29 protein-coding genes are annotated in these 25,263 nt (G+C 57.8%); 11 read left to right on the top strand and 18 right to left on the bottom strand.

What is annotated here, in order from left to right:
* Positions 1 to 109 precede the first annotated feature (109 nt).
* The 3 genes from KI811_RS07965 to KI811_RS07960 are packed head-to-tail and all read left to right on the top strand — an operon-like array spanning position 110 to position 911.
* Positions 110 to 418, top strand: a complete 309-nt coding sequence (locus KI811_RS07965; protein ID WP_214185932.1) for a recombinase family protein — start codon at positions 110 to 112, stop codon at positions 416 to 418.
* Positions 396 to 671: a helix-turn-helix domain-containing protein gene (locus KI811_RS18885; protein ID WP_343213595.1), complete on the top strand. Its 276-nt coding sequence runs from the start codon at positions 396 to 398 to the stop codon at positions 669 to 671. Before KI811_RS07965 ends, KI811_RS18885 begins: the two co-directional genes overlap by 23 nt.
* 39 nt (positions 672 to 710) lie before the next feature.
* On the top strand, positions 711 to 911 hold the full coding sequence (locus tag KI811_RS07960; RefSeq protein WP_214185931.1) for a hypothetical protein: 201 nt from the start codon (positions 711 to 713) through the stop codon (positions 909 to 911).
* Positions 912 to 940: 29 nt separating this feature from the next.
* Here the strand turns inward: KI811_RS07960 and KI811_RS07955 are convergent, their stop codons facing one another.
* From KI811_RS07955 to KI811_RS18975, 6 genes are all read right to left on the bottom strand, one after another.
* The gene (locus tag KI811_RS07955; protein ID WP_214185930.1) at positions 941 to 1,354 is read right to left on the bottom strand and encodes an antitoxin Xre/MbcA/ParS toxin-binding domain-containing protein; all 414 of its coding nucleotides are present in this window, start codon (positions 1,352 to 1,354) and stop codon (positions 941 to 943) included.
* Between the two features lie 14 nt (positions 1,355 to 1,368).
* On the bottom strand, positions 1,369 to 1,908 hold the full coding sequence (locus KI811_RS07950; RefSeq protein WP_214185929.1) for a thermonuclease family protein: 540 nt from the start codon (positions 1,906 to 1,908) through the stop codon (positions 1,369 to 1,371).
* Between the two features lie 16 nt (positions 1,909 to 1,924).
* The gene (locus tag KI811_RS07945; RefSeq protein ID WP_214185928.1) at positions 1,925 to 2,359 is read right to left on the bottom strand and encodes a hypothetical protein; all 435 of its coding nucleotides are present in this window, start codon (positions 2,357 to 2,359) and stop codon (positions 1,925 to 1,927) included.
* A 52-nt stretch (positions 2,360 to 2,411) separates the two neighbouring features.
* A complete protein-coding gene (locus tag KI811_RS07940) occupies positions 2,412 to 3,032 on the bottom strand; it encodes a 3'-5' exonuclease (RefSeq protein WP_214185927.1) in 621 nt (206 codons plus the stop codon).
* A complete protein-coding gene (locus KI811_RS07935; RefSeq protein ID WP_214185926.1) occupies positions 3,032 to 3,313 on the bottom strand; it encodes an integration host factor subunit alpha in 282 nt (93 codons plus the stop codon). Before KI811_RS07935 ends, KI811_RS07940 begins: the two co-directional genes overlap by 1 nt.
* Positions 3,314 to 3,462: 149 nt before the next feature.
* Positions 3,463 to 3,597: a DUF2442 domain-containing protein gene (locus KI811_RS18975; RefSeq protein ID WP_373878770.1), complete on the bottom strand. Its 135-nt coding sequence runs from the start codon at positions 3,595 to 3,597 to the stop codon at positions 3,463 to 3,465.
* A 620-nt stretch (positions 3,598 to 4,217) separates the two neighbouring features.
* Here KI811_RS18975 and KI811_RS07925 point away from each other — a divergent pair.
* The 6 genes from KI811_RS07925 (at position 4,218) to KI811_RS07900 (ending at position 11,910) form a co-directional block, all read left to right on the top strand.
* Complete coding sequence (locus tag KI811_RS07925; RefSeq protein ID WP_281874787.1) at positions 4,218 to 4,901, top strand: GntR family transcriptional regulator; 684 nt, start codon at positions 4,218 to 4,220, stop codon at positions 4,899 to 4,901.
* Positions 4,902 to 4,906: 5 nt separating this feature from the next.
* The gene (gene prpB, locus KI811_RS07920) at positions 4,907 to 5,803 is read left to right on the top strand and encodes a methylisocitrate lyase (RefSeq protein WP_214185923.1); all 897 of its coding nucleotides are present in this window, start codon (positions 4,907 to 4,909) and stop codon (positions 5,801 to 5,803) included.
* Positions 5,790 to 7,253: a bifunctional 2-methylcitrate dehydratase/aconitate hydratase gene (locus KI811_RS07915; RefSeq protein WP_214185922.1), complete on the top strand. Its 1,464-nt coding sequence runs from the start codon at positions 5,790 to 5,792 to the stop codon at positions 7,251 to 7,253. Before prpB ends, KI811_RS07915 begins: the two co-directional genes overlap by 14 nt.
* A 35-nt stretch (positions 7,254 to 7,288) precedes the next feature.
* On the top strand, positions 7,289 to 8,608 hold the full coding sequence (locus KI811_RS07910) for a citrate (Si)-synthase (RefSeq protein ID WP_214185921.1): 1,320 nt from the start codon (positions 7,289 to 7,291) through the stop codon (positions 8,606 to 8,608).
* Between the two features lie 51 nt (positions 8,609 to 8,659).
* The gene (scpC, locus tag KI811_RS07905; RefSeq protein ID WP_214185920.1) at positions 8,660 to 10,255 is read left to right on the top strand and encodes a succinyl-CoA:acetate CoA-transferase ScpC; all 1,596 of its coding nucleotides are present in this window, start codon (positions 8,660 to 8,662) and stop codon (positions 10,253 to 10,255) included.
* Positions 10,256 to 10,356: 101 nt separating this feature from the next.
* Positions 10,357 to 11,910 carry a 2-isopropylmalate synthase gene (locus KI811_RS07900; protein ID WP_214185919.1) on the top strand — a complete coding sequence of 518 codons (1,554 nt, stop codon included), beginning with the start codon at positions 10,357 to 10,359 and terminating at the stop codon, positions 11,908 to 11,910.
* A gap of 201 nt (positions 11,911 to 12,111) precedes the next feature.
* On the opposite strand, the gene KI811_RS07895 is transcribed toward KI811_RS07900, so the two are convergent.
* The 9 genes from KI811_RS07895 to trxB form a co-directional block, all read right to left on the bottom strand.
* Positions 12,112 to 12,291: a hypothetical protein gene (locus KI811_RS07895; RefSeq protein WP_214185918.1), complete on the bottom strand. Its 180-nt coding sequence runs from the start codon at positions 12,289 to 12,291 to the stop codon at positions 12,112 to 12,114.
* 466 nt (positions 12,292 to 12,757) lie between these two features.
* Entirely contained in the window at positions 12,758 to 12,979 is a 222-nt protein-coding gene (locus tag KI811_RS07890) for a hypothetical protein (protein ID WP_214185917.1), read from the bottom strand.
* Positions 12,980 to 13,050: 71 nt separating this feature from the next.
* Positions 13,051 to 14,187 (bottom strand): His-Xaa-Ser system radical SAM maturase HxsC, encoded by a 1,137-nt coding sequence (hxsC, locus tag KI811_RS07885; RefSeq protein ID WP_214185916.1) that lies wholly within the window; start codon positions 14,185 to 14,187, stop codon positions 13,051 to 13,053.
* Positions 14,174 to 15,643: a His-Xaa-Ser system radical SAM maturase HxsB gene (hxsB, locus tag KI811_RS07880; protein ID WP_214185915.1), complete on the bottom strand. Its 1,470-nt coding sequence runs from the start codon at positions 15,641 to 15,643 to the stop codon at positions 14,174 to 14,176. The genes hxsC and hxsB overlap by 14 nt, the downstream gene beginning before the upstream one ends.
* Positions 15,640 to 15,900 (bottom strand): His-Xaa-Ser system protein HxsD, encoded by a 261-nt coding sequence (gene hxsD / locus KI811_RS18970; protein ID WP_425513820.1) that lies wholly within the window; start codon positions 15,898 to 15,900, stop codon positions 15,640 to 15,642. Before hxsD ends, hxsB begins: the two co-directional genes overlap by 4 nt.
* A 137-nt stretch (positions 15,901 to 16,037) precedes the next feature.
* Positions 16,038 to 16,667, bottom strand: coding sequence for a hypothetical protein (locus KI811_RS07870; protein ID WP_214185913.1), 630 nt, complete (start codon positions 16,665 to 16,667; stop codon positions 16,038 to 16,040).
* A gap of 240 nt (positions 16,668 to 16,907) precedes the next feature.
* Positions 16,908 to 18,608, bottom strand: coding sequence for a hypothetical protein (locus tag KI811_RS07865; RefSeq protein ID WP_281874794.1), 1,701 nt, complete (start codon positions 18,606 to 18,608; stop codon positions 16,908 to 16,910).
* 3 nt (positions 18,609 to 18,611) lie between these two features.
* Positions 18,612 to 19,538 (bottom strand): YifB family Mg chelatase-like AAA ATPase, encoded by a 927-nt coding sequence (locus KI811_RS07860; protein ID WP_214185912.1) that lies wholly within the window; start codon positions 19,536 to 19,538, stop codon positions 18,612 to 18,614.
* 52 nt (positions 19,539 to 19,590) lie between these two features.
* Complete coding sequence (gene trxB, locus KI811_RS07855) at positions 19,591 to 20,541, bottom strand: thioredoxin-disulfide reductase (protein ID WP_214185911.1); 951 nt, start codon at positions 20,539 to 20,541, stop codon at positions 19,591 to 19,593.
* A gap of 141 nt (positions 20,542 to 20,682) precedes the next feature.
* Here trxB and KI811_RS07850 point away from each other — a divergent pair, with 141 nt between their 5' ends.
* The gene (locus KI811_RS07850) at positions 20,683 to 21,687 is read left to right on the top strand and encodes a cation diffusion facilitator family transporter (protein WP_214185910.1); all 1,005 of its coding nucleotides are present in this window, start codon (positions 20,683 to 20,685) and stop codon (positions 21,685 to 21,687) included.
* An 18-nt stretch (positions 21,688 to 21,705) separates the two neighbouring features.
* On the top strand, positions 21,706 to 22,914 hold the full coding sequence (gene ilvA, locus KI811_RS07845) for a threonine ammonia-lyase (protein ID WP_214185909.1): 1,209 nt from the start codon (positions 21,706 to 21,708) through the stop codon (positions 22,912 to 22,914).
* Here the strand turns inward: ilvA and KI811_RS07840 are convergent.
* From KI811_RS07840 to queC, 3 genes are all read right to left on the bottom strand, one after another.
* Complete coding sequence (locus tag KI811_RS07840; RefSeq protein ID WP_214185908.1) at positions 22,865 to 23,551, bottom strand: TIGR04282 family arsenosugar biosynthesis glycosyltransferase; 687 nt, start codon at positions 23,549 to 23,551, stop codon at positions 22,865 to 22,867. The two genes, ilvA and KI811_RS07840, sit on opposite strands and share 50 nt — an antisense overlap.
* 153 nt (positions 23,552 to 23,704) lie before the next feature.
* Positions 23,705 to 24,493 carry a GTP cyclohydrolase FolE2 gene (gene folE2, locus KI811_RS07835; RefSeq protein ID WP_214185907.1) on the bottom strand — a complete coding sequence of 263 codons (789 nt, stop codon included), beginning with the start codon at positions 24,491 to 24,493 and terminating at the stop codon, positions 23,705 to 23,707.
* Positions 24,494 to 24,538: 45 nt separating this feature from the next.
* Positions 24,539 to 25,252 carry a 7-cyano-7-deazaguanine synthase QueC gene (gene queC / locus KI811_RS07830; protein ID WP_214185906.1) on the bottom strand — a complete coding sequence of 238 codons (714 nt, stop codon included), beginning with the start codon at positions 25,250 to 25,252 and terminating at the stop codon, positions 24,539 to 24,541.
* Positions 25,253 to 25,263 lie beyond the last annotated feature (11 nt).

Raw genomic sequence — 25,263 nt, 5'->3', positions numbered from 1 at the left:
ACCATGGAGACAAGTTGTAGCACTCTGGTGGTGTGAGGAGGATCCCCCATGGGGCAAAAAATTGGATACGCACGGGTGAGTTCAAAGGATCAGAACCTGGATGGTCAGTTTGTCATGCTCAAGGCCCGCCTACTGCCAGCAGATCTTCAGCGACAAGACAAGCAGCGTCAGCGAGTCGCGTCCTGACTGGGACAGGCTGATGGAGTACCTGCGGCCGGGAGATACCGTGGTTGTCACGGAATTGTCCAGGATGACCCGCTCGCTCACGCATCTACTGACCCTCATCGAAGAGTTCAAGAAGAGACAGATCAATCTTGTAGCCTTGCGAGAGGATATCGACACCACCTCCGCGACGGGCCGAGCCTTTATCGGCATGATGGGGTGTCATCAACCAAATGGAGCGGGAGCTCAAAGCTGAACGCGCTGCCGCAGGCCGAGTCGCGGCAAGAGCTAGAGGAAGGACGGGAGGTCGGCCGAGGACCAGCTTCGACAAGCTGGAGAAGGCAAGAATTCTCTACGAAGACGGTTGCTCTGCCGCGGATGCCTGTAAGACTCTCGGAATCGGCAGACGGACATTTTTCAGGCACCTGGCGGAAATGACCCAAGCTGAATTTGAAGCCAAACAGGCGGATGCCGCCAATTCACGCATCACAGAGAATGAAGATTTCTAGCTAGTTTCCGAACAGACACTAATTAGCCTCGGGGGGATGATGAGGGACATCAGCGATGAAAGGGGTTTCCAAGAGGCTGTCCAGCGTGCCCTAAAGGCCATGGGGGAGAAGGTGGAAGCTCAATCTGTCTCCCGCCGTGAACTCGTCATAAAGCGTCTTAAGGAAGAAATAGATCGGCTGCGTCCTCACGCGGACCGGCTTCTGCATGGCGAGCCACAAAATCAAAAGAACAACGACTGATTCTTATTCGTACTCGCCAGTGGCCGCTTCTACGAAACGACTCCATGCTTCAACCTCATCAGATTAACGTTCACGACGGCCATGCCGGCGAACGTATCCAGGAATTCAATCGGTTGCGCATTTCCCAATGCCCAATTCGGCGTCTTCAGCCATTCTGTCGCGTTTTCAGACCCGGATACATCAACAACTTGGTAGAAAATCACCACCAAGCCAACAAGATGGTCCGTAAGGTGAGTATCCAGAAGGTGATCAGCCTCATAACGCTGCAAGGTGCGCCATGAAACAGGCAGTAATTTACATAGCTCCTTCGGCGACATTCCAAAGGCACGCGCCACAATATCTATGACGCCCCGAGGGAGCCTTTTACGCACAATGGCGACAAGCTCCCTTTCCTCTGGAGCTTTCTTGCCTTCCAGAATCTCCTGAATCACTTGGATGGACATGACACCCTCCTCAATCAGCCCCCGCTTGTCCTGGTCCGTTTCCGGAATTCCCATGGAGGCTCAGGATCAGCTTCCTGCCAAATCCCACGCTTTTCGCTGCGGGCATTGCCTTCGTCGTCAAGGAAATACTCATTGGAACGATCGAGGTACTTCCGGTAGGCCCAAGCCCACCCATCGGCCACCATTTCCCGATTGATTTTCCGGTCCCCTAACCAAACCATGGAAACCGCTCGCCGGTACTTGTCGATGGCCATCACCTCAAGTCGTACCGACTTATTTGATACCTTGGCAGCAAGAGCACGGAATGCCTCTTCACCGTAAGGCTGTCCTGGTTTTGTAACCACTCCGGTCTTCCGGTTAATTTTCTCCGTTTCGGGAGCATCGATACCATACAGGCGAACTTTGACCTTTGTTCCGCCGGAATCGACGGTAATCGTGTCGCCGTCAACGACCTTTACCACCACCCCTTCGATGATACGCAATGGTTCCTTTGCCCATGCAGGCAGAGAGAAGAGGATCGTCCACAGGAGGACAATGCCGCAAATTCGCTTCATCACAGTTCCTCGAATCTCAATTTTTCAAATCCACATTCCACGTCGACTTGTGGCCATCGGAAATGATTAAGTATTTGAATCCCATGTCCCGGAGGTCTTTAATAATTTCCGCAGTTTCTGTGATCGAGGCTGCAAATGACCGGTCCACGCCAGACCACCCAATACGGAAGATTCTGTTACCATCCCCCTCAACATCAACCTTTGAACCTTGAAATTTCCTCGAGAACTTCTCTTTGAAGTTCAGGCAGAAGCGCTGTCGTTTCTCGGCAGATACCCCCTGGCCACGGGGTGTGGTATCGGTCAACCTGATTTCGGGAGGGGGCAGTTTCGCTGCCTTTAGACGCATCCCGAAAGCCATGGACAGCAACAGGACAAGTATACCAGCCAAGAGCAGCAACCGTTTATTGCTCCCCCGTTGTGAAAATCCTCCACATCCTGCTTCTGCCGGCATCTACTCCCTCCCTGGTCGGTATCAGATCACCCATGCCCGATTAATTTCAATTTCACTGCCCTACCGCCACCCTTTCCAGATAAGCTGGTACCGCTCTCTTCGCCACGCCGGCGAGAGACTGCAAGAGGTCGAAGGAGACCTCCTTGAGGCGATAGGTTCCCTTGATTTCCCCGATCATCGCCGTCCAGAGCTGAGCCGTCATCTCCGCATCGGCGAGGGCCCGGTGAAAGAGGCCATCTGTCTGGAGTCCGAGGTGACTGACCAGCGTCTCCAGGCGGTGACTCGGGGCATCGGGGTAGATCCGGCGGGCGGCGAGCATGGAGCAGGCGAATTCTCTGGTCCGGGTTCTGCCGATGCGAGAGAGTTCCGCGTCCAGGAAGCGACGGTCGAAACTCGCGTTATGGGCAACCAGATTGTGGCCAGCAATGAAGGATGCAAACTGCTCCATCACGTGGGCTGCGGACGGAGCCTTGCTCAGCATCTCATTGGTGATGCCGGTGTAGTCTTCAATGAAACCACTTATCCTCTTGCCGGGATTCATGAGACTCTGGAAACGGTCAACTACCTGATTGTTCCTGATCAGTACCGCACCGATCTCGATGGCCCGGTCCCCGTATCCAGGGGAGAGACCAGTCGTCTCGAAGTCGAGGATGACGGCGGTAAACTTCTCCATTACGAGTTCTCGTTGATGGCGTTCTTGAGAACCGCGCTGGGCTTGAATGCCAGCACCCGCCGAGACTGGATTGTTAGTTCCTCGCCGGTCTGGGGATTGCGCCCCCGCCGGTCTGATTTCTTCTTTACTTCGAAGTTGCCGAAACCGGCGATTTTTATCTTGTCTCCTCGCTCGAGGGTCTTTTTGATTTGTTCAAGGAGCACTTCGACCATTTCGTTCGCATCCTTCTTTGAATAGCCGCCTTTCGTGCTCACCAACTCCGCAATCTCTGCTTTCGTCATGGATTTGCCATTTCCTTCCATCGTCTATCCGACTTCAATCACGGGAATTTATCATAATTATTTCGAGGTTGGGACCATTTCTTCAGGCGGTTCGATCACATTCGGCTCAGGCAATGGATGTGCTAAAGGTCAGTTGCTCCAGGGCAAGATTATCCCTCTAGCACCCATTTGTCATACTGCTTGATGTTTTGATACATGGCGTCCGGTGCGAGGTCAATCTCGCCTGGCCATGTAACGGCTCCATATTCCACAAAGGCTTGTGAGAATCGTGACGGGTCGGCCAGTCAGGCAAAAACACCAGCGGATGTTAAATGCACCAATTCCGCCATGTCAACTTCACCCTCCAAACCGTCAACGAAGCGTACATGAAGACGAAACCCGTCGAGCGGCTGCACTTCGGCTAGCCGAGGGAAAGAATCTGGGTCCAGCGGTGCAACACCTGCCGGGATTACAACCAGGCCTCTTGGGCATGAGGGATATGGCGGTATCCCGACTTTTCCATAGCGTGGTCCTCCGGAAGGGTGAAGTGAGCATCTCCTTCCCGTGTGCCATATCAAGCAAAATATTCGTGTTTTTCGTTTTTCCTGCCTCCTACAAGATCAAATCTGAAACCCTAAAATCCAATTTATTCAAGAACTTGTTGATATTCAAGTTTTCAAAAACGTCTCCCTGGACCGTCGAGAAGAAGCCGGAGCGGAGTGCAGGGTCGGGACTTGCTTGTGCCAGTCACAACCGGCAGCGGCAGGGTGTATGCATTAGTATAACTAATAAAGTTTGGGAAACTTTTATCAATATTAAATCTGTCGACACTTTCGATTTGACAAATTCATTTTATGGGCATAAATAAGAAATATAACCTTGTATACACAAAATGTGTCGACATAATCAGCAGGAGAAACATTCCGTGCAATTATCTGAAATCACGTCATTAACCCTGTCCGACCGCATTTTTGAACAACTCCAGACCGCCATCGTGAAGGGGGAGATTCCGACCGGAAGCAAGATTTCGGAACCGGAACTGGCCAAGGCCTACGGCGTCAGCCGCGGGACCCTGCGGGAGGCGTTGAGCCGCCTTGAGGAACGGCATCTCGTGGTCCGCTCGCCAAACCACGGCGCCCGGGTCATCACCCTTTCCTATGAGGAGCTGATCGACATCTACCAGGTGAGGGAGGCGCTGGGCGGCATGGCGTGCGGCCTTGCGGCGGAGCGGATGAGCGATGCCGAGATCGCCGATCTGAAGCGGCTGCTCGACGATCATGAACGGAGCATCAGGGAAGATGAGGGGCTCTCCTACTACCAGCAGGAGGGGGAGCTGGACTTCCACTACCGGATCCTCAAGGGGAGCCGCAACAGGAAAATCCTGGGCGTGCTGGAGGGGGGGCTCTATCAGTTGATGCGCATGTACCGCTATCAGTTCAGTACCTCGAGTCCGCGCCCGCTCCAGGCCCTCAAGGAGCATCGCCGGATCGTCGAGGCCCTCGAAGAGCGGGACGCCGAGCTGGCTGACCTGCTGATGCGCCGCCACATACGCTCCGCCCGCAAGAGCATCGAGGAGCGGCACAGGAAGTCCCGGGAGCAGGAGGAGTAGCCCCCATGTGCGACAGGGTGTCACCGGGAAGGACGTTCCGGGAGGCGATTGCCTCTGAACGGCCGCTGCAGATTGTCGGCACCATCAATGCCTACTGTGCCCTCCTGGCCCGGCAGGCGGGGCACAGGGCGATCTACCTCTCCGGGGCCGGTGTGGCTAATGCCTCCTTCGGGCTTCCCGATCTTGGGATCACGTGCCGAAGCGATGTCCTTGAGGATGCCCGCCGCATTACCGGCGCCTGCGACCTGCCGCTCCTGGTGGACATCGATACGGGGTGGGGCGAGGCGTTCTCCATCGACCGCACCGTTAAGGAGATGATCCGCGCCGGCGTTGCCGCCGTCCACATCGAGGACCAGGTGTCCCCCAAGCGCTGCGGCCATCGCCCCAACAAGGCCCTCGTCTCCAAGGAGGAGATGGTGGACCGGATCAAGGCGGCAGTCGACGCCCGGACCGATTCCGATTTCGTCATCATGGCCCGGACCGACGCCCTGGCGTCCGAGGGGCTGAGCGCCGCCCTCGAGCGGGCCTATCTCTGCGTACAGGCTGGCGCGGACTGCGTCTTTGCCGAGGCCATGACCGAGCTGGTGATGTACCGGATGTTCGCCGATGTGGTGGGGGTGCCGCTTCTGGCCAATATGACCGAGTTCGGCAAGACCCCACTGTTCACGAAACAGCAGCTGGCCGACGTGGGGGTCGCCATGGTGCTCTATCCCCTGAGCGCCTTCCGCGCCATGAGCCGGGCTGCCCTGACGGTGTACGAGACGATCTCCCGCGAGGGGAGCCAGGAGTCGGTGCTGGGCGGGATGCAGTCGCGGGCCGAGCTCTATGACATCCTCCGGTACCACGACTATGAGCGAAAGCTCGATCAACTGTTTGCGGAGAAACGCCATGACCACGACTAGCCCGGGAAACGAAACCGTCACCAGCAACGTCCGCCATGGGGTGGACCCGGAACTGACCGCCATCGCCGCCTACGTGGCGGACTACCGTATCGACAGCGATGAAGCCTTCGAGACCGCCCGCTACTGCCTGACGGATGCCCTTGGGTGCGGGCTCCTGGCCCTGGGGTTTCCCGAGTGCGCGAAGCTTCTGGGGCCCGTCGTGCCGGGGACCCTGGTCCCCCACGGCGCCCGGGTGCCGGGCACCTCCTTCGAGCTTGACCCCCTCAAGGCGGCCTTCGACATCGGCTGCGCCAACCGCTGGCTCGACTTCAACGACACCTGGCTGGCGGCGGAGTGGGGACATCCGTCGGACAATCTGGGGGGAATCCTGGCGGTGTCCGACTACCTCAGCCGGAAAAATCTCGCCGAAGGGAAACCGCCCCTTGCCATGAACGATGTGCTTACCGCCATGATCAAGGCCCACGAGATCCAGGGATGCATCGCCCTGGAAAACAGTTTCAACCGGGTGGGGCTCGACCATGTGGCGCTGGTCAAGGTCGCCACGGCGGTAGTGGTCACCGGCCTGCTCGGGGGCTCCCGCGGGCAGATCGCCGATGCGGTATCCCAGGCATGGGTCGACGGGCAGAGCCTGAGAACCTATCGCCATGCCCCCAACACCGGCTCCCGCAAGTCGTGGGCCGCCGGGGACGCCACGAGCCGCGGCGTGCGGCTGGCGCTCATGACCATGCGGGGGGAGATGGGGTACCCGAGCGCCCTGTCGGCTCCCACCTGGGGGTTCTACGACGTCTCGTTCAGGGGAAAACCCTTCACGTTCCCCCGTCCCTACGGCAGCTACGTCATGGAGAACGTCCTCTTCAAGGTGTCGTTTCCGGCGGAATTCCATGCCCAGACCGCCGTCGAGGCGGCCGTGGCGCTCCACCCGCAGGTGCGGGACCGCCTGGACGAGATCGAGCGGGTGGTCATTGCCACCCACGAATCGGCCATCCGCATCATCAGCAAGCGGGGCACGCTCCACAATCCGGCGGACCGGGACCACTGCCTCCAGTACATGACCGCCGTGGGACTCATTTTCGGGAATCTGGTGGCAGAGGACTATGAAGAAGCCGTGGCCGCCGATCCGCGCATTGATCTCCTCCGGGAGAAGATGGAGGTGATGGAGGAGCCGCGCTACAGCCGCGAATACCTGGAGCCCGACAAGCGCTCCATCGCCAACGCCGTGCAGGTGTTCTTCGCGGACGGCACGAGCAGCGAGCGGATCGAGGTGGAGTACCCAATCGGGCACCGCCGCCGGCGCGCGGAGGCCATCCCGCTTCTGGAGGAGAAGTTCCGGAGAAACCTCATGTCGCGGCTGCCGAAGGGACAGGCGGAGGAGATCGTTGCGCTCTGCTCCGACCGGCACCGGTTCGAGGCAACTCCGGTCAATGAATTCATGTCGCTGTTTGTCATCTGAGCAGCGTTACCACACCCCACCCAAAGGAGAGAAGCATGGCATTGAAAGAAACACTCAAGCAGAAGCTGGAGGAGTTCCGTCCCCGTACAACCAGGCTCGTCAAGGAGTTCGGCAAGGTGAAAATCGACGAGGTCACCATCGATCAGTGCATTGGCGGTGCCCGCGACGTCCGCTGCCTCGTCACCGACATATCCTACCTCGATCCGCAGGAAGGTATCCGCTTCCGGGGGAAGACCATTCCCGAAACCTTTGCCTGCCTGCCGAAAGCCGCCGGTTCAGACTATCCGACCGTCGAAGCGTTCTGGTATTTCCTCCTCACCGGCGACGTCCCGACCCAGGAACAGGTGGACGCGGTCCTGGCCGACTGGAAAACCCGCCAGGCGGTTCCCCAGTACGTGTTCGACATCATCCGCGCCATGCCGCTGGACAGCCATCCCATGGCGATGCTCTCCATCGGCATCACCGCCATGCAGCGGGAGTCCAAGTTCGCCGCCTTCTACGAGTCGGGCAAGTTCAACAAGACGGTCGCCTGGGAATATGTCTATGAAGACGCCTGCGACATCGTTGCCCGCATCCCGGTCCTGGCTGCTTTCATCTACAACCTCAAGTACAGGGGAGACAAGCAGATCGCCATCGATCCGGCGCTCGACATGGGGGCCAACTTCGCCCACATGATCGGCCAGGGCGAAGAGTACAAGGATGTGGCCCGCATGTACTTCATCCTCCACTCCGACCACGAGTCCGGCAACGTCTCGGCCCACACCACCCATCTGGTGCACTCGGCCCTCTCCGACCCCTACTATGCCTACGCCGCGGGGCTCGACGGCCTGGCGGGCCCCCTCCACGGCCGCGCCAACCAGGAAGTGCTCGACTGGACCATCAAGTTCCAGGAGAAGTACTGCAAGGACCAGGAGCCGACCCGGGAGCTCATCACCAGGGCCCTCTGGGACACCCTCAACTCCGGTCAGGTCATTCCGGGGTATGGCCACGCCGTCCTCCGCAAGACCGACCCCCGCTACACCTCGCAGCGGGAGTTCTGCCAGAAGCACCTCCCGAACGATCCCCTTTTCAAGCTGGTGGCGATGATCTTCGAAGTGGCCCCCGGCGTCCTCACCGAGCACGGCAAGACCAAGAACCCCTGGCCCAACGTGGATGCCCAGTCGGGGGTCATCCAGTGGCACTACGGCGTCAAGGAGTGGGACTTCTACACCGTCCTGTTCGGCGTCGGCCGGGCCCTCGGCTGCATGGCCAACATTACCTGGGATCGCGGACTCGGCTATGCCATCGAGCGGCCCAAGTCGGTCACGACCCCGATGCTCGAGAAGTGGGCGGCTGAAGGCGGCCGGAAGATGTAACCCTTCCCGCAATAGCGAACCAATACAATAATTTCAATCAGGAGAAATGTGATGTCTGAATACGGAACACTGCAGGACCGCGTACGGTGCAAGTCCCTGCTCGGCAAGGTGATGACCGCCGAGCAGACCATTCAGTTCTTCAAGCCCGGCATGAACCTGGGCTGGTCCGGCTTTACCCCCGCCGGTTACCCGAAGGCCGTCCCCATCGCTTTGGCCGACCATGTGGAGAAGAACAGCCTCCAGGGGAAATGGAAATTCAACCTCTTCATCGGCGCCTCCGTCGGTGCCGAGACCGAGGACCGCTGGGCCTCCCTCGATATGATCGACCGCCGCTGGCCCTACCAGACCGGCAAGAACATCGCCGCCGGCATCAACGAGGGGCGGATCCGCATGGGAGACAAGCACCTCTCCCTCTTCGCCCAGGATCTGGGCTACGGCTTCTATACCAAGGATACCGAGAGCGGCAAGCTCGACCTGGCCATCATCGAGGTCTCGGCCGTCACCGAAGACGGCGGGCTCGTCCTGACCTCCTCCGGCGGTGTGGTCCCCGAAATCCTCATGATCTGCGACAAGGTCATCCTGGAGGTGAACGTCGGCCAGCCCTCCTTCGAGGGGATGCACGACATGGTGGTCTGCAACCACCCGCCGAAGCGGCAGATCCTCGGCATCACTCATGCCGGCGAGCGGATCGGCACCACCTACGTCCCCTGCGATCCGAGCAAGATCGTCGCCGTGGTCGAGTCCCGCCATCGTGACAAGGGGCGCGCCTTTGCCGAGCAGGACGACACATCCGAGGCCATCGCCAACAACATCATCGACTTCTTCACCCATGAAGTGAAGGCCGGCCGCCTGCCGAAGAACCTCCTGCCACTCCAGTCCGGCGTCGGTTCCATCGCCAACGCGGTCATCGGCGGCCTGGCGAAGGCTCCCTTCGAGAACCTGACCGTATTCACCGAGGTCCTCCAGGACACGATGCTCGACCTCTTCGATTCCGGCAAGCTCGATGCTGCGTCGTCCTGCTCCCTCTCCCTCTCTGAGGAGCCGGGCTTCCCCCGTTTCTTCGCCAACATGGACAAGTACGCCGACAAGATCGTTCTGCGTCCCCTCTCCGTCTCCAACGCCCCGGAACCGATCCGCCGGCTTGGCGTCATCGCCATGAACACTCCGGTTGAGATCGACATCTACGCCCACGCCAACTCCACCCTTGTCGGCGGCACCCGGATGATCAACGGCCTCGGCGGTTCCGGCGACTTCCTCCGCAACGGCTACCTGAAGATCATGCACACCCCCTCATCCCGTCCCACCAAGAGTGATCCGACGGGTATCTCCTGCGTCGTGCCCCACTGCTCCCACATCGACCACACCGAGCACGACCTGGACTGCGTCGTTACCGAGCAGGGGCTGGCCGACCTGCGGGGAATGGCGCCGAAGGAGCGGGCTCGGCGCATCATCGAGAAGTGCGCCCACCCCGACTACAAGCCGATCCTGAGCGAATACCTGGAGATCGCCTCCCGGGAGTGCCTTGCCAGGAAGGTGGGCCATGAGCCCCAGTTGTGGGATCGCGCCTTCAAGATGCAACTGAACCTGGCCCAGAACGGCACCATGAAGATCAAGAACTGGGACGTGAAGATCGACCTCTGCGAGTAAACGCGGGTCGATGAGTCGAAACGCGCCACAGAAGCTCCGGGGGAGCCCGGGGCCTCTGTGGCAGCCTTCACAAACAGAATGGCAGAGAGAGGACCACTGACATGGCAACGGCACCAAACGGGGATGAGCGGCAGATTGTCAGGATTTTTGACACCACGTTGCGCGACGGTGAGCAATCACCCGGCAACAGCATGAATATCGAGGAAAAGCTGAGGGTGGCACGGCAGTTGGAGAAGCTGCGGGTCGATGTGATTGAGGCCGGCTTCCCTATTGCTTCGGAAGGCGATTTCGAAGCGGTCAGGCTCATTGCCCAGCAGATCAGGGGGCCTCAGATCGCGGGGTTCTGTCGGGCACTCGACGCGGACATCGACCGGGCATGGGAGGCGCTGCAGTATGCCGGCGAGAACGCCCGGATCCATACCTTCATTGCCACCTCCGATATCCACATGAAGTACAAGCTCAAGATGGAGCCGGCCAGGGTGCTGGACGCTGCGGTCAAGGCGGTCAGGCGGGCCGCCTCATATACCCCCAACGTGGAGTTCGCCTGCGAGGATGCGGTGCGGACCCGCCTTCCGTTTCTGGCCGAGGTGGTCGAGGCGGTCATTGATGCCGGTGCTACGACGGTCAACATCCCCGATACGGTCGGCTACACCATCCCCTTCGAATACTTCAGCATCATCCGCTACCTGAAGGAGAACGTGAGGAACATTGACCGGGCCGTGATCTCGGTCCACTGCCACAACGACCTGGGGCTTGCCGTGGCCAACTCCATCGCCGCCGTGCAGGCCGGTGCCCGCCAGGTGGAGTGCGCCATCAACGGAATCGGCGAGCGGGCCGGAAACTGCTCGCTGGAAGAGTTCGTCATGGCGCTCCGCACTCGCCACGATATCCTCCCCTTTGCCACGAACGTGGTCACCGAGCAGCTCACCCCCGCCAGCAGGCTCCTAACCGCCATCACCGGCATAGGGGTCCAGCCCAACAAGGCGATTGTGGGCGCCAACGCCTTCGCCCACGAGGCCGGCATCCACCAGCACGGCATGCTCATGGACAAGTCCACCTACGAGATCATGACGCCGGAATCGGTCGGGCTCTCATCAAGCGCCCTGGTACTGGGCAAACACTCCGGCCGCCACGCCTTCAAGAAACGCCTTGAGGCCCTGGGACACCATCTGGATGAGGAGTGTCTCAACCGTGCCTTCGAGCGCTTCAAGGCCCTGGCCGACCTGAAAAAGGAGGTATTTGACGAAGACCTGGATGCCCTCGTCGTCGACGAGTCCCGCCAGGAAGCGAAATACCGGTTAGAGCAGATCACCGTGACCTGCGGCTCCCCTGCCGTGGCTACTGCAACGGTGCAACTTGCCATTGACGGCAGGCCGGCGCGCATGGCCGAACTGGGCGACGGCCCAGTGGATGCCGCCATCAAGGCCATCAACAGGCTGGTCAAGGGAAAGGCGAAGCTGTTGCAGTACAACGTCGGTTCCATAACCGGCGGCTCCGACGCCCAGGGAGAGGTCACTGTCCGGGTTGCCGAGGGGGAGAACGCCGTAGTGGGCAAGGGGGCTTCCACGGATATCGTCGAGGCGTCGGCCAAAGCCTACGTTAACGCCCTCAACCGGTTGAGCTTCAGACAGAAGCGCTTTGGTGAAACTGCCTGAAGAACAAGGATACTTCCGAATGTCTTCAGGTGTAGCTCATAAGTGCCCCCTTCACGACAAGGGACTGGGGTGGTCTAAACTCTAAAAGTATTGTACTGCCAGTTAAATGTAGGAAGCGATATGCACCAGAAAACCTTGTTCCAAGAGAAGTCCGTTCTTACCCTCCTGAAGGCAAGGCAGTCGCAATAGCAACCTGCGGTTTTAGTTCTGGTTAAGCCACGTGGCACCGACCACCTGATTGGCGGCGTATTCCTCGATGTCCGCTTCAAACGTTGCAATCTCATCCAAAACCAACAATGCGTTCGATTTCTCGGGGGTATCCTTCTGCACGAGCACCGCAAGATAATCCGGAACGGAACTAACTTCTATAATGCTCTCCATAGCCTGTACGTCCTGCGGCCTCACCAGAGTTGCCGGAAGCCTGGAGAATGCCAGGGGCGAACGCCTCTCGAACTTATGAAAGCGAACTATGAAGGGCTGATCGCGGTACGACGTTATCTCATGTTTGAATTGCACCGTTGACAAACTTTTTCTGTTGGTAGACTCTGACTTCTTGGTCTGAGATTCATGGGGAGCCTCCTCCCACGTTGTCCCGCCTCTTCCCCTGATGGGTTGATCTCAGGGAAAGCTTGCTGTCGTTTTTGCTTTTCTCAGTCCTCTGGCTTCTTCCAGTTTTCTGTCTCGCTCTTTGAATATCTCCATTTACGGCTTTAGGTGTTTCGGGTTTAGCACGGGGGAACGCATACATGCGCCTAAGTACGTTGCGCCCGGGAAAGGTGCGGTTCAACAAAAAAGCCTCGACGCCATTTACGGCAATCGAGGCTTTTTCTTTGCTTGTTACTCCAGCTTAGCGGCTGGAATAATGTGAGCTGTGAGACTGGTGAGAACCGTGGCTCCAGTGGGTTCCACCCTCAGTCCAGTGATATTGAACGCCATGCTCAAGCACGAGCGGAGCCTCATCGCTGTTTTGTTGCGGCTGGCTGGATGCCTTCGCTTGACCGGCGCTGATCCCGACGATAGCGGCAAGAGCGGCCAGGGCAGTCGTTGCCTTGATGATAAGATTACGCATAGCCCCCTCCTTTAATAAATATTATGTCGATAAAACTACCACATACAACGATGATTGCAAGCGGTTAATTTTCACCCAGTGCAAGTCGGTGATATGTTAGGGCTAAGCAGCCCCCCTGAAGTGGCAAACACCCCGCAACATTGTCCCTTCAGTTGGCACTTTCCGCACGTCTCTTCCGGATAAGCATTTTTCCAATCCGAAATTGACTGCCTCGCAAATGGCCAAGCATCTTGCTCCAGCAGACAGTGCGGAATGTTGTAAATGGACACGTACAAGGCGGTTCGGTCAAGGATCTTTACTCCTCTCAAAAGCGCCTGGCGATAATCCATCGGATCAATCCATACACGGTCATAGTTATCGACCGCGCAACCCGTCATTTCCATGCCCATGAATGCTATATGATACGCAAATGGGAAGTTGCGGTAGATAAACCATGCAAAGCTTTCCAGCCTGTGCGCGTTCAGCTTGCTGATGACGTGGCGAATTTCGACCCGTTGCCGCATTTTCGCCAGATTATAGAGTCCCTGCACCGTCTTGTGAAAGCTCCCTTTTACACCCGCGATCTCGTCATTCAGCTCTTCCAGATCCGAGTGGAGAGAGACGCATGTTATGCAGTTTGACAGGCCGATCTCGGCATATTTGCGGGCGAAAGCGGCATCGGAAAAATTTTTCCCATTCGTGAGAACAAGAACTCGTGCATGGTCAAAGCGATTCTTGATTGTCCGCATCAATTCAAGGAACTGATCGCCCAACAGAGTCGGTTCGCCCCCAGTGACACAGATGAATTGGACCTTTTGAGGGTCGATCAGATCAATGGTCTCACTGGCGATACGGACAGTATCCGGATCATGGGGGAGCGGTGGCTGTGGGCACATAATGCATCGGCAATCACAGCTGGGGGTAGCGAAAATGCTGTTATTGACTGATTGGACGTCCCATGCAACCGACACGGTACCGTCTGGGGACAAGGTGATGCAGTCTCCATCAGCAATGCCTGCGAGATCCTCATTCTTCAGCCTGACGGTCGGGATACCCGCTGGAGATTCTCCTGACTCTCCAATCACCAAACCCTTCAAACCATAAGAAAACCTGGGTTTCTTTTCGGCAACAAGTATTCTGCCTGGACGTGGCAGAATCGGCAACGAAGTGCAGGCAACCCCTACCACCAGCTTGTCCAGGCAAGCCGCTTCACCTCTAAAGTTTTTCATTTCGGCTCTCCTTTAGAGGGCGGCGAGTGATCCAGGACCAGAATACGTCCATCACCTCGTCGTTGTTTTCCTTCAGTTTGCGGAAGAGAATTTCAAAGATTGCTTGGTTCTTCTCACAAAAGCTGCTCCCCGGTCGGCGCCCCATGATATCGCCAGTCTCCAGGTAGCTACGGATCGGGTCTGCACCGCAGTACGTGCGATAGACGCAAGAGGCGCAGCCAGGCATTACCTCAACGATCGACTTGGCCACAATCTCGCGCATCAGGGGCCCACCAAATATGTCCGTATAGGGATCGGTGAACACGTTTCCCATCAGGAACCGCTTGTCGCCCATCCGGGAAAGCATCCGTGCCTCATCGGCTGGATAGACATCGCCGTTGTAATCGTAGATGACTCCTGAGATACCCGCGCCGGCCGGCGACTGCAAATCAACAAAGCCGGTTGAAAATGGTGTCAGGATGCGAGTCAAGAGAATCGTCGCAAAGAACTCCTGGAAGTAGGTCCCCTGCGAATTGAGCCCAACAATATAATCCAATGCCTCCTCATAGCGATTGGCGAAGTACTCCATTGAATACCCCAGTTCTGGGGCATTTTGAGCAGCCAGGCCATAAGGGTTGAGGCTTCGCAGGAATATGCCATTGAACCCGAGTCGGACGTATTCATCAATCACTTCTGGGAGATGATCGATCGTGTCGGCGGTTGTGGTCATCAATGCCGATACGTTTTCGGTGCCGCAGATTCTACGCACATCCTGGAGGTTGGCCAGAAACGTTTCGTACGTACCGCCGCCTTTCCTGAGAATCCGGTTCTTGTCGTGCAGGGATTGCGGCCCATCGAGTGATGTTGAAATGCAGACCTTGTGGTCACGGAGGAATTCGATCTTTTCCCCTGTTATGCCGGTAAGGTTGGTGCAGACGACAAACTCCAGGGCTTTTTTGCGGGATTCGTTGAGCATCTCTGCCGCAAGTACGGCACGGGTGAGAGCCGGCCAGTTCAGGGTAGGCTCTCCTCCCTGGAACTCGATCTTGATGACCGGGCTTGGCGACATGAATGCCATCTCGACAATCTTTTCGGCCACTTCCGGCGACATATCGTACTGGTAGGCATCGTCACTCTCTGCTGAAACTTGGCAATACTGGCAGTCCTGGTTGCAGCGGACCGTGAGAACCATCATGTGCAAGGCGGTGAAGTTCTTGATGAAGTTTTTGCGGGTCCGGTACCGAGTAGCCACCATGTCGATGGTTCCAGGCAGATCTCCGGTAACGATAAACTGCTTGCTCCGCAAGTCGTCGAAGTGCCTATTCTTAGCCGGCAGGATCCCTTGTACGAGCTGCTCCAGGTCTGGACGCTCGATAAAATGGTATTCGCCACTTTCATTGACGAGCAGGTACTCGTCCCCCTGAAACCTGCCGAACTGAAACGGCAGAGTGGTGTATCCAGGCCCCTGCGCTATCACTTCCGCACCTCTTTGCGTAGATCAATGGGAGAGAACGCATGCTGGACAATGAGATCGCGGATCCTGCCGGTCTTTTGCTCAAGCTGCTGCCGGAGCTGCTCGTCAAGGACGTCATTGAAAAAGGACTGCACGTCGTCGGCAACTTCCGACTCATTGCCATCGCGGCCGTCCTTCGCGGTGAACACAACGACAAAATTTTGGCCTTCTTCGCGGATTTCAACCGCATACTTCGCGGTTCGGCGATATGCTGCCGCCATGACCGCTTCTTTGTCGTAAATCTCTTTGTTTAAGGAAGCTGTTGCACCTCCGTTGGATATGGACATATGTAATTGCATCATCCCTCCAATGTCATGAATTCATTGCAAACGAACCAGGTTTCTACTCACTTCATGTATTACCGTTCCTGCTTTTTTCTATTTTCTATCTCCGCCTTGGAGAAAAAGATATTTCTGACATTACGGTCCTTGCCGCAGACAACAAAAAACACTGGATTCTTTTTTGTCGTTCGGGATGGAGCTTGGGTCACAAAAGAAGGGTCTAAATCGGGGCACTCATCTTGAAGATAGCCGTTGACTGCATACAAAATCAGATTTTTGTAAGGCTTGCTATACTTATCCCAAATGATTTCGTTTTCACGATAGATACGTTTCCCTTTACTTGAAACCTTGACTTCGTTCAGCGTGTTGGATGGTACCCATCCCATATGGGTTGCTGCCAGCCATTCAGGTTCCTTCACCTGGATGTACGACCAGCCCCCTTGGCGACATACTTCATTCACCTTTGTCGACGAATCGATCTGGGCATACTGAGTCCTGTGAGTAACTTCCGTCGCCTTGCGATTGATTATCCTTTTGGCTGATCCATTTGGAGCGACACGAATATCAACACTCTTTTTGGGAATCCTCTCCTGATTAACGCTCTTGCTGCTAGGGGCACAGGCTTGGATTTCGCTTGCAAGAGCAATCCCTTCACTACCCATGTAAAACATCAACGTCATCCCCACAACCGCCAACGCACAATTCATGTTTCCCCCCAAAACCTGCATTAAATGAAAGCATTACAGATTACAAATTATGCCCATATGACAGGAGTCAATTCAATAAGCTGTTATCCAAGCAGTATAGAGTGCCGAATGCGCCTGGTGATCACATAATTTGCGAGATATTTTTCGACTTCTGAGCAACTTCAGCATAACGCATTGAAATCATTTGAATGGCTATCGTGAAGTTTCTCTACGACAAATCTCCGAAGGACCCTCTTCCATTCAAACCGATTCACAGGCAGAGACGATATTAAGCAACCTATCACACCAAGCCGTCTGGTGGTCTGAGCTGTTAGTATGCGGATGATTCTTTCTTTCCAAGATGACACCTTTGCTCTTTAGACTCCTTTTCGTCTCTTCAAAAGGCTCCCGTTCTACATAATCCCGCACAACCTCGTCCGCCATATCCCTTGTGACCACATCCTGCGAAGTCAATACGTAGGTGGAGCATCCTGATGGCAAACCAGGTTGATCGATCTCCACCAAACAAACATTTCTCTCCTGATATCTGAACCAAACATAAGCGCACTCCCGTCGGTTCTCATCTGTTTTATCATATGTCTCTCGTAAAGAAGGCCTATTGCGAGGTCCTCTCTGTCTTTGCCAGACTAGCTGCCTTGACAATGAAAACCGAGTAACGACAATGAACATGCCACCATCGTTGGCCTGCTTGCCTCCCTTCAGTGCTCTGACCATCCGCTCAAAATCGTCCAAAGGCATTGAGTAATCATTGGGCTCGACAATATCACCATCGTCTCGCTCCACTTTCGCCTTAGCAATAGCAGTGTCGTCAGATGGATAGTCATACTGATTACTCAACTCGACATAATTTCCCCCGGGAATTAATTTGGGAGTTTTACCTTCATCCTTGCGGGGCGTTGGAATATAGTCCTTAGTCTCCCTTATGGCACGTGCATTACAGTTGGTAATGTTCACATGGTTCAGCAGGATTCTACGGATGTAGCGGCTGGAAGGGTTGCTGGTTGTCAGATTTTTGCCAGAATTGGTTGCAGTAACCGGAAAAGTTTCCGGCTCGCCATCAGGAAAATCATTTTCATACATTCGCCGATCGATTGAGATGCTGTCGAACGGAAAGAGACTATCTTCTTCCAGTACCTGGAACACAACAAACGTCTCGCCACCTTCAGGATTGGGGGCGAGGTGCCCTCTGGCTTTGATTGTTATATCTTGGTTAATTGGGAAATCAGCCACAATTCGTTGGGGTTCATGTCTATTGACAAGAAGGCTGTTCGGGATTTCAAGCATGCGTCTCTCAGCAAAATCGCTCGACAAAAACCTGGCTATGACCTTCGCATCAGAATCAGCAGCGCCAGGTTTCATGGTAATTCTTGCGTGTCGAGTGCCGGCATCCAACGAATAATCTTCGTATAGACTTTTGAGTTTTCGGGAAAAGATTGCCTCGCGCAGAGAGGTTGATTTGAAATAGTAGACTCCTGCGAGGACTGCGCAAGGAATGATGACTTTCATGCCATCGCAGTGAAACACCAAACATTGTTGGTTCTTACAGGTTATTGCGAGATTTTCAGTAAACTCACCTTGGTAACCTGTGTCCGTCAACGAAAGATCATATTCTGAGTCGGTCAAGGCATCTTGAACTCGTAAGATCTTATTGTGCTCGGTAGATTTGATAGTAAATTTACGGACGGTGCCCGACGCCTGCTCTTTGATCTTCTTTCTGCCTTTAGCGAAATAGGAGCCAACAGTGCAATACGAGAGGAGTTCAGGAGGGATTGTGTCTATGATGTAATAACCGGTCTTTACGTTTCTGAACAGAAGATGAATAAGGCAGCGGGATGAATTAACTCGCAGGTCAAGGTTCCAGATGAGTTGGAAGTTGTGTTTAGCCTCCTTCTTAGACCTCATCTTGGGCAGGATGCTTATTTTGTCAAGATCAACCGGCACGGGTTACCCCGCACCGGAGTTGTAGCAATAACTATTAAAATGTAGCACTAACTTCTGAAAATGACAGTTCCCTCCGCCGATCAATCCCACATCCGAGATAGTGTGATGGGGTGACCTGAACGGGCGCTGCGCCACGAGGGCGTTGTCCCGGTCAAGGAGACCCATGACGCTGTAAACCTTGGTCGTCTCGATGGCCTCTTCGAAGGACATGCGGGGGAGGATGGTCGGAATCCGCCGGGAGAGCATGGTCTTGCCCGATCCCGGAGGACCAATCATAATGATATTGTGGGACCCGGCGGCCGCCACCTCCAGCGCCCGCTTGGCATGTTCCTGCCCCTTCACCTCGGAGAAGTCGTCGCCCGCATCGGCGCTCCGTGCGAAAAACTCCTCCACGTCCACCCGGAACGGGTCGATGGACCGCTCGCCGTTGAGGAAATCCACCACCTGGGCCAGTTCCGATACGCCGACGACCTCGATCCCCTCCACCACCGCCCCCTCGGGGGCGTTTTCCAAAGGGACCACGATGCCGCGCAGTCCCGCATCTCGGGCGGCCACGGCCACGGGGAGACAGCCCCGAACAGGCTTGACACTCCCGTCCAGGGAGAGCTCGCCGAGGAGGAGGAACTCCTTGAGCCGCTCTCCCTTGACAACACCGGTGGCGGCCAGGATGCCGATGGAGATGGGGAGATCAAAGGATGCCCCCTCCTTCTTCAGATCGGCGGGGGCCAGGTTGACGGTAATCTTGCGGGGAGGGAAGTCGTAACCGGAGTTCTTCAGGGCTGACTTGACCCGGTCCTTGCTCTCCTTGACGGCGCCGTCAGGAAGCCCCACGGTGGCGAACTGGGGAAGCCCCTGGGCGATATCCACCTCCACATCGACGATGACCGCGTCGATACCGAGGAGAGCGCTGGAAAGGGCCTTGGCGAGCATCAGGGGCCGTGGACCGGGGACAGGATAGTGTCCGTGAGAGGGACCTGACTGATCATGACAAGAGAGTCTCCAGATATTTTTCGGCGTCCAGGGCCGCCATGCAGCCGGTGCCGGCGGAGGTGATGGCCTGCTTGTAGTACTGGTCCTGCACATCGCCGGCAGCGAAAACGCCGGGAATGCTCGTGGCGGTATAGTTCCCTTCGGTCCCGCACTGGGTGCGGATGTAGCCGTTGTCCATCTCCAGCTGCCCCTCGAACAACTGGGTGTTGGGGGCGTGACCGATGGCGATGAAGCAGCCATGCACCGGGATATCCTTGGTGGAGCCGCTGGTGTGGCGGATGCGGACGCCGGTGACCCCGGAGGCGTCACCCAATACCTCGTCCAGCACATGGTGCCATTCGATGGTGACATTACCCCCCTTGGTCTTTTCGATCAGACGGTCGGCGAGGATTTTCTCGGAACGGAACTTGTCGCGCCGGTGGACAACGGTCACGTGGCTGGCAATATTGGAAAGGTAGAGGGCCTCTTCCACGGCGGTGCTGCCGCCGCCGATGACCGCCACCGGTTTGCCGCGGTAGAAAAAGCCGTCGCAGGTGGCGCAGGCGGAGACCCCTTTCCCCTTGAACGCATCCTCCGACGGCAGTCCCAGGTACCGGGCGGTGGCGCCGGTAGTGATGATGAGGGCGTCGCACGTGTAGATACCGCTGTCCCCCTCCAGGCGGAAGGGACGCTCGCGAAGGTTCGCCTTGCTGATGTGGTCGTAGACCATGGTGGTATTGAAGCGCTCGGCGTGCTGGCGCATCCGCTCCATGAGATCGGGCCCCTGGACTCCGGTCGGATCGCCGGGCCAGTTGTCCACCTCGGTGGTGGTCATCAACTGCCCCCCTTGCTGGAGGCCGGTGATGAGGGTCGGGTTCAGGTTGGCGCGGGCGGCGTAGACGGCGGCGGTGTAGCCGGCTGGGCCGGAGCCGAGAATGATGAGCCGGTGATGGGTTGTTTCCATATTAGAATCCTCCAAAAACTGTCGCGCTACGATACCAGCTACACTCCGGAAAAGCAAGGGGGGAGCGGTTCTTTCCGTTTGACCGGCCGAAGGGGCATCTGTTAGAGTTAACCCGTGAGGGGAAGGGGGATATAGCCAACCATGCACGCCGAAACACACCTTGACCAGAGCATCACCGGACGCATCACGTACGCCATCATCCTGACGACCCTGACCTTGGTGGCCGAGATCGTGGGGGGAATCTGGACCAACTCCCTGGCCCTTCTGTCGGACGCGGCCCACGTCTTTCTCGACCTCTTCGCCCTGATTCTGTCCCTGGCGGCCATCAGGCTCGCCGGCTATCCCGCCTCCGACACCCGCACCTTCGGCTGGCACCGGACCGAGGTCTTTGCCTCCTTCATCAACGGCGCCACGGTCTTTCTCATGGCCATCGGCATCTTCTACGAGGCATGGGAGCGGATGCGCCACCCGGTGGAGGTAAAGAGCCTCCCGATGCTGGTCATCGCCGCGGTGGGCCTCGTCATGAACCTGATCGCCGCCTCGGCCCTCCACAGCCATTCCCACGACGACCTGAACGTCCGCAGCGCCTTTCTCCATGTGATCGGCGACGCCGCGGCCTCGGTGGGGGTCATCATCGGCGGCGTCATCATGTACTACACCAACTGGTACCTCCTGGACGCCATCATCTCCGCAGGGATCGGCTGCGTCATCTTCTGGGGGTCGTGGCGGGTGATCCGGGAATCGTCCCATATCCTCCTTGAAGGGGTCCCCCGGGGGATGAGCACTCAGGCGGTTGCTACAGCCATGCAGGAGGTGGAAGGGGTGAACACGGTCCACCACCTGAACATCTGGACCATCTGTTCCCACATTCTGGCCCTGTCGGCCCACGTGGACGTGAAGCCCGAGCACAAGGAGCGGCAGGCGGATGTGCTTCGGGGGATCGAGGAGCTTCTCTTCGAGCGCTACCACATCTCCCACACCACGCTCCAGGCCGAGTGCACCCGGTGCGTGGAGGTGCCGCCGGTCATCAAGGACCTGCGCCACCGCCCCCGCCACGGCCAGCACCACGACCACCATGGCCACGACCATGGGCACGGACACGGCCATCACGGGCACGACCACGGCCACTGCGGCCATGACCACTAGCAGACCCTCGGAGAACCGATGCTCCCCTACACACTGATCCAGGAAGCAGCCGACCGCCTCAAGAAGCGGGTCCGGCGCACCGAACTGATCCACTCCCACCACTTCAGCGAGCGGTTCGGGTTCCCCCTTCTCTTCAAGTGCGAGAACCTCCAGCGGACCGGCGCCTTCAAGATCCGGGGCGCCCTCAACTTCATGACCTCCCAGCCCCGGGAGGCCCTGGCAAAGGGGGTCATCACCGCCTCGGCCGGCAACCACGCCCAGGGGGTCGCCTTCTCCGCCGACCTCCTCGGGGTGAAGGCCACCGTCTTCATGCCCGAGAGCACCCCGCCCCAGAAGGTCCAGGCCACCAAGGAGTACGGCGCCGATGTGGTCCTCACCGGCAGGAACTTCGACGAGGCCTACGCCGCCGCAGTCCAGGCCCAGAAGGAGACCGGCGCCCTCTTCGTCCACCCCTTCGACGACCAGCTGGTCATGGCGGGCCAGGGGACCATCGGCCTCGAAATCCTCGAGGAGCTTCCCGACGTCTCAGCCATCCTGGTCCCCATCGGCGGGGGCGGGCTCATTGCCGGCATTGCCACGGCGGTTAAAGAGACCCACCCTCACGTGCGGATTATCGGCATCGAATCCAAGGCTGCCCCCTCCATGCACTTCTCCCTCAAGAAGGGAAAGATCGTGGAGGCCCCCCTCACGGTTACCCTTGCCGACGGAATCGCCGTGAAGAAGGTGGGACGGAACACCTTCCCCATCATCCGGGAACTGGTGGACGACGTGGTGCTCGTGGAGGAGGAGGAAATCGCCCTAGCCATCGTGGGGCTCCTGGAGCGGACGAAACTCCTCGTGGAGGGGGCGGGGGCCGTGACCCTGGCGGCCCTTCTGAACGGCAAGGCGGGGAAGTTGCCGGGAAAGACGGTCTGCGTCCTCTCCGGCGGGAACATCGACGTGAAGACCATCTCCACCGTGGTGGAGCGGGGCCTTGTGGCGGCTGGGCGCTATCTGAAGCTGCAGGTGGTGCTGGACGACATCCCCGGTTCCCTGGCGGGGCTGGCCGCGGAGGTGGCCGCTGTCCGGGCCAACATCTTTCTCATCAACCACGAGCGCCGCTCCCTGGACCTTCCCCTCGGCAAGACCGAGGTTCTCCTGGAGCTGGAGACCCGGGGATACGAGCACATCCAGGAGATCATCGGCCACCTGGGGCGGCGGGGCTACGAGGTAGATGTCGTAAAATGAACTCCCTCGTGAGGGGAGCGCCGTTGCCCGGATCCACCAACTCCGGCCGCAGGAGATCGGCGGCCGTGTCAACATCATGCCACACCGGGAGGAGCGCCGTGGCGATTCCGGCGGCCGCTGCCCGGGCCAGGGACTGCTCCAGCACCTCCGGCGTGGACCAGGCGATCCCCTCGAAGAGCTCCCGATGAAGCCGCTTCATGGCCAGGAGATAGTAGCCGCCATCCTCCGTGGGGCCAAAGACGGCATCTACCCGCGGATCATTCAACAGCTCAAAGGCCTGTTCAATATAGCCTGGCGGGAGATGGGGCGAATCGGTGCCGATGACCGCCGCCGAGTCGTACCCCTGGCCGAAGGTCCGGTCGAAGGCCGCTGCCAGCCGCGCCCCCAACCCGTCCCCCTCCTGTGGATAACTCTCCCCCTCCCCCACCGTTTCCGCGAAGAACTCAGGCACACCTTCCCCCTGTTCATAGAAGAGGAGTCTGTCCACACCTGTCATTTGGCCGGTTTTGGCGAGGATATCCAGAAGCATGCAACGGTAGAGTCCGGCGGCGTCCTCAGGAGAAAAAGGGGGGGTGAGCCGAGTTTTGACACGGCCCGGTGACGGTCTTTTGGCAAAAACGATCAGTGCTTTTGACATACTGCCGAATGGCTTTGCAGGGGAATGTCGGTGGCAACATCTAGCTTTATCCACAACTTTGGCTTTTTTCAACAAAGTTATCAACACCTGCTGTCAACAACTCGCGGGAAGCTCTCACGTCAAAAGCATGCACCCACAACACTCTCACCCTCATTAATCAGTCATTTTTTTGTCACGCTCGATGGACGCATAGGCCGAGTGCTTGTGGATCGACTCGAAGTTCTCCGCCTCTACGGAAAACCACGTGATGGCGTCGTGGGCCAGGAGCTTCTGGGTCACCTCGCGCACGATATCCTCCACAAACTTGGGGTTCTCGTAGGCCCGCTCGGTGACGTACTGCTCATCCACCCGCTTGAGCAGGGACCAGACCGGGCTCGACCCGCACTCCTCGATCATCGCCACCAGGTCCTCGATCCAGATGAAATCGGTGTAGCGGAGCCGGACCGTGATGTGGCTCCGCTGGTTGTGGGCCCCGTAGCGTGAGAGTTCCTTGCTGCAGGGGCAGAGCGACGTGACCGGAACCTGCACCCCCAGGACGAAGTCAAACTCCTGACCCAGGGACCCGCTGAAGGTGCAGGTATACTCCATGAGGCTCCGGGCGCCGGAGACCGGGGCACACTTCTCGATGAAGTAGGGGAACTCGATCTCCAGGTGGGCCGACGAGGCGCCCAGCTTCTCCTTCATCTTCTGGAGGATCGGCTCCATCTTGTCCAGGGCGATATCCTCGCGGTAGGCGTTGAGGATCTCCACGAACCGGCTCATGTGGGTCCCCTTGAAGTGATGGGGAAGGTCCACGTACATGTTGATCCGGGCCACGGTCTGCTGGAACTTCCTGTTCTTGTCCATCACCACGATGGGGTAGGAGATGTCCTTCACCCCCACCTTGTTGATGGGGATCTTGCGGGTGTCGGGGGATTTCTGCATATCGGGCATGCGGATCATAACAACCTCTGGGTATTCAGGAGCCAGGAGAAAAACGAAGCGCTTTTATTCTGACTCCTGACTCCTGACGTCTGGATTCTTGACGGCTGCGTACGCAACCGGGTCCTCCACCCCTGCCTCCGCAAACCCCTTGAGGCGCAGACGGCAGGAGTCGCAGAGGCCGCAGGCAAGCCCTTCGGGAGTGGGGTCATAACAGGAGTGGGTCCGGCCATAGTCGACGCCGAGGAAAAGCCCCTTCCGGATGATCTCGGCCTTGGTGAGGCTGATGAGGGGGGTATGGATCGTGAACCGTCCGGCACCTTCCACCCCGGCCTTTGTCGCCAGGTTCGCCATGGCCTCGAAGGCGGCGATGTATTCCGGCCGGCAGTCCGGGTAGCCGGAGTAGTCCAGGGCGTTGACGCCGATGAAGATGTCAAAGGCGCCGAGCACCTCGGCCCACCCCAGGGCGAAGGAGAGAAAGACCGTGTTGCGGGCCGGCACGTAGGTGACCGGGATGTCGCTCCCCACCCCTTCCTTGGGGACGGCGATGTCGCTGGTGAGGGCGCTTCCCCCCACCTGGCGGTAATCGAACTCCACCACCAGATGGTCCACGGCGCCCATGGGGCGGGCGTTCCGCTTGGCCTGCTCCAGCTCAACGCTGTGGCGCTGGCCGTAGGAAAAACTCATGGCATAGGGCTCATACCCTTCAGCCCTGGCAATGGCGAGGCAGGTGGTTGAATCGAGTCCTCCGCTGTAGAGGATGACTGCTTTTTTTCCCATAACTTCTCCAT

It is taken from the genome of Geobacter hydrogenophilus (genome assembly GCF_018501225.1).
Classification (GTDB): Bacteria; Desulfobacterota; Desulfuromonadia; order Geobacterales; family Geobacteraceae; genus Geobacter; species Geobacter hydrogenophilus.
Note: the sequence above shows the minus strand (reverse complement) of the source record. Positions and strands in the feature narration are given on the sequence as shown.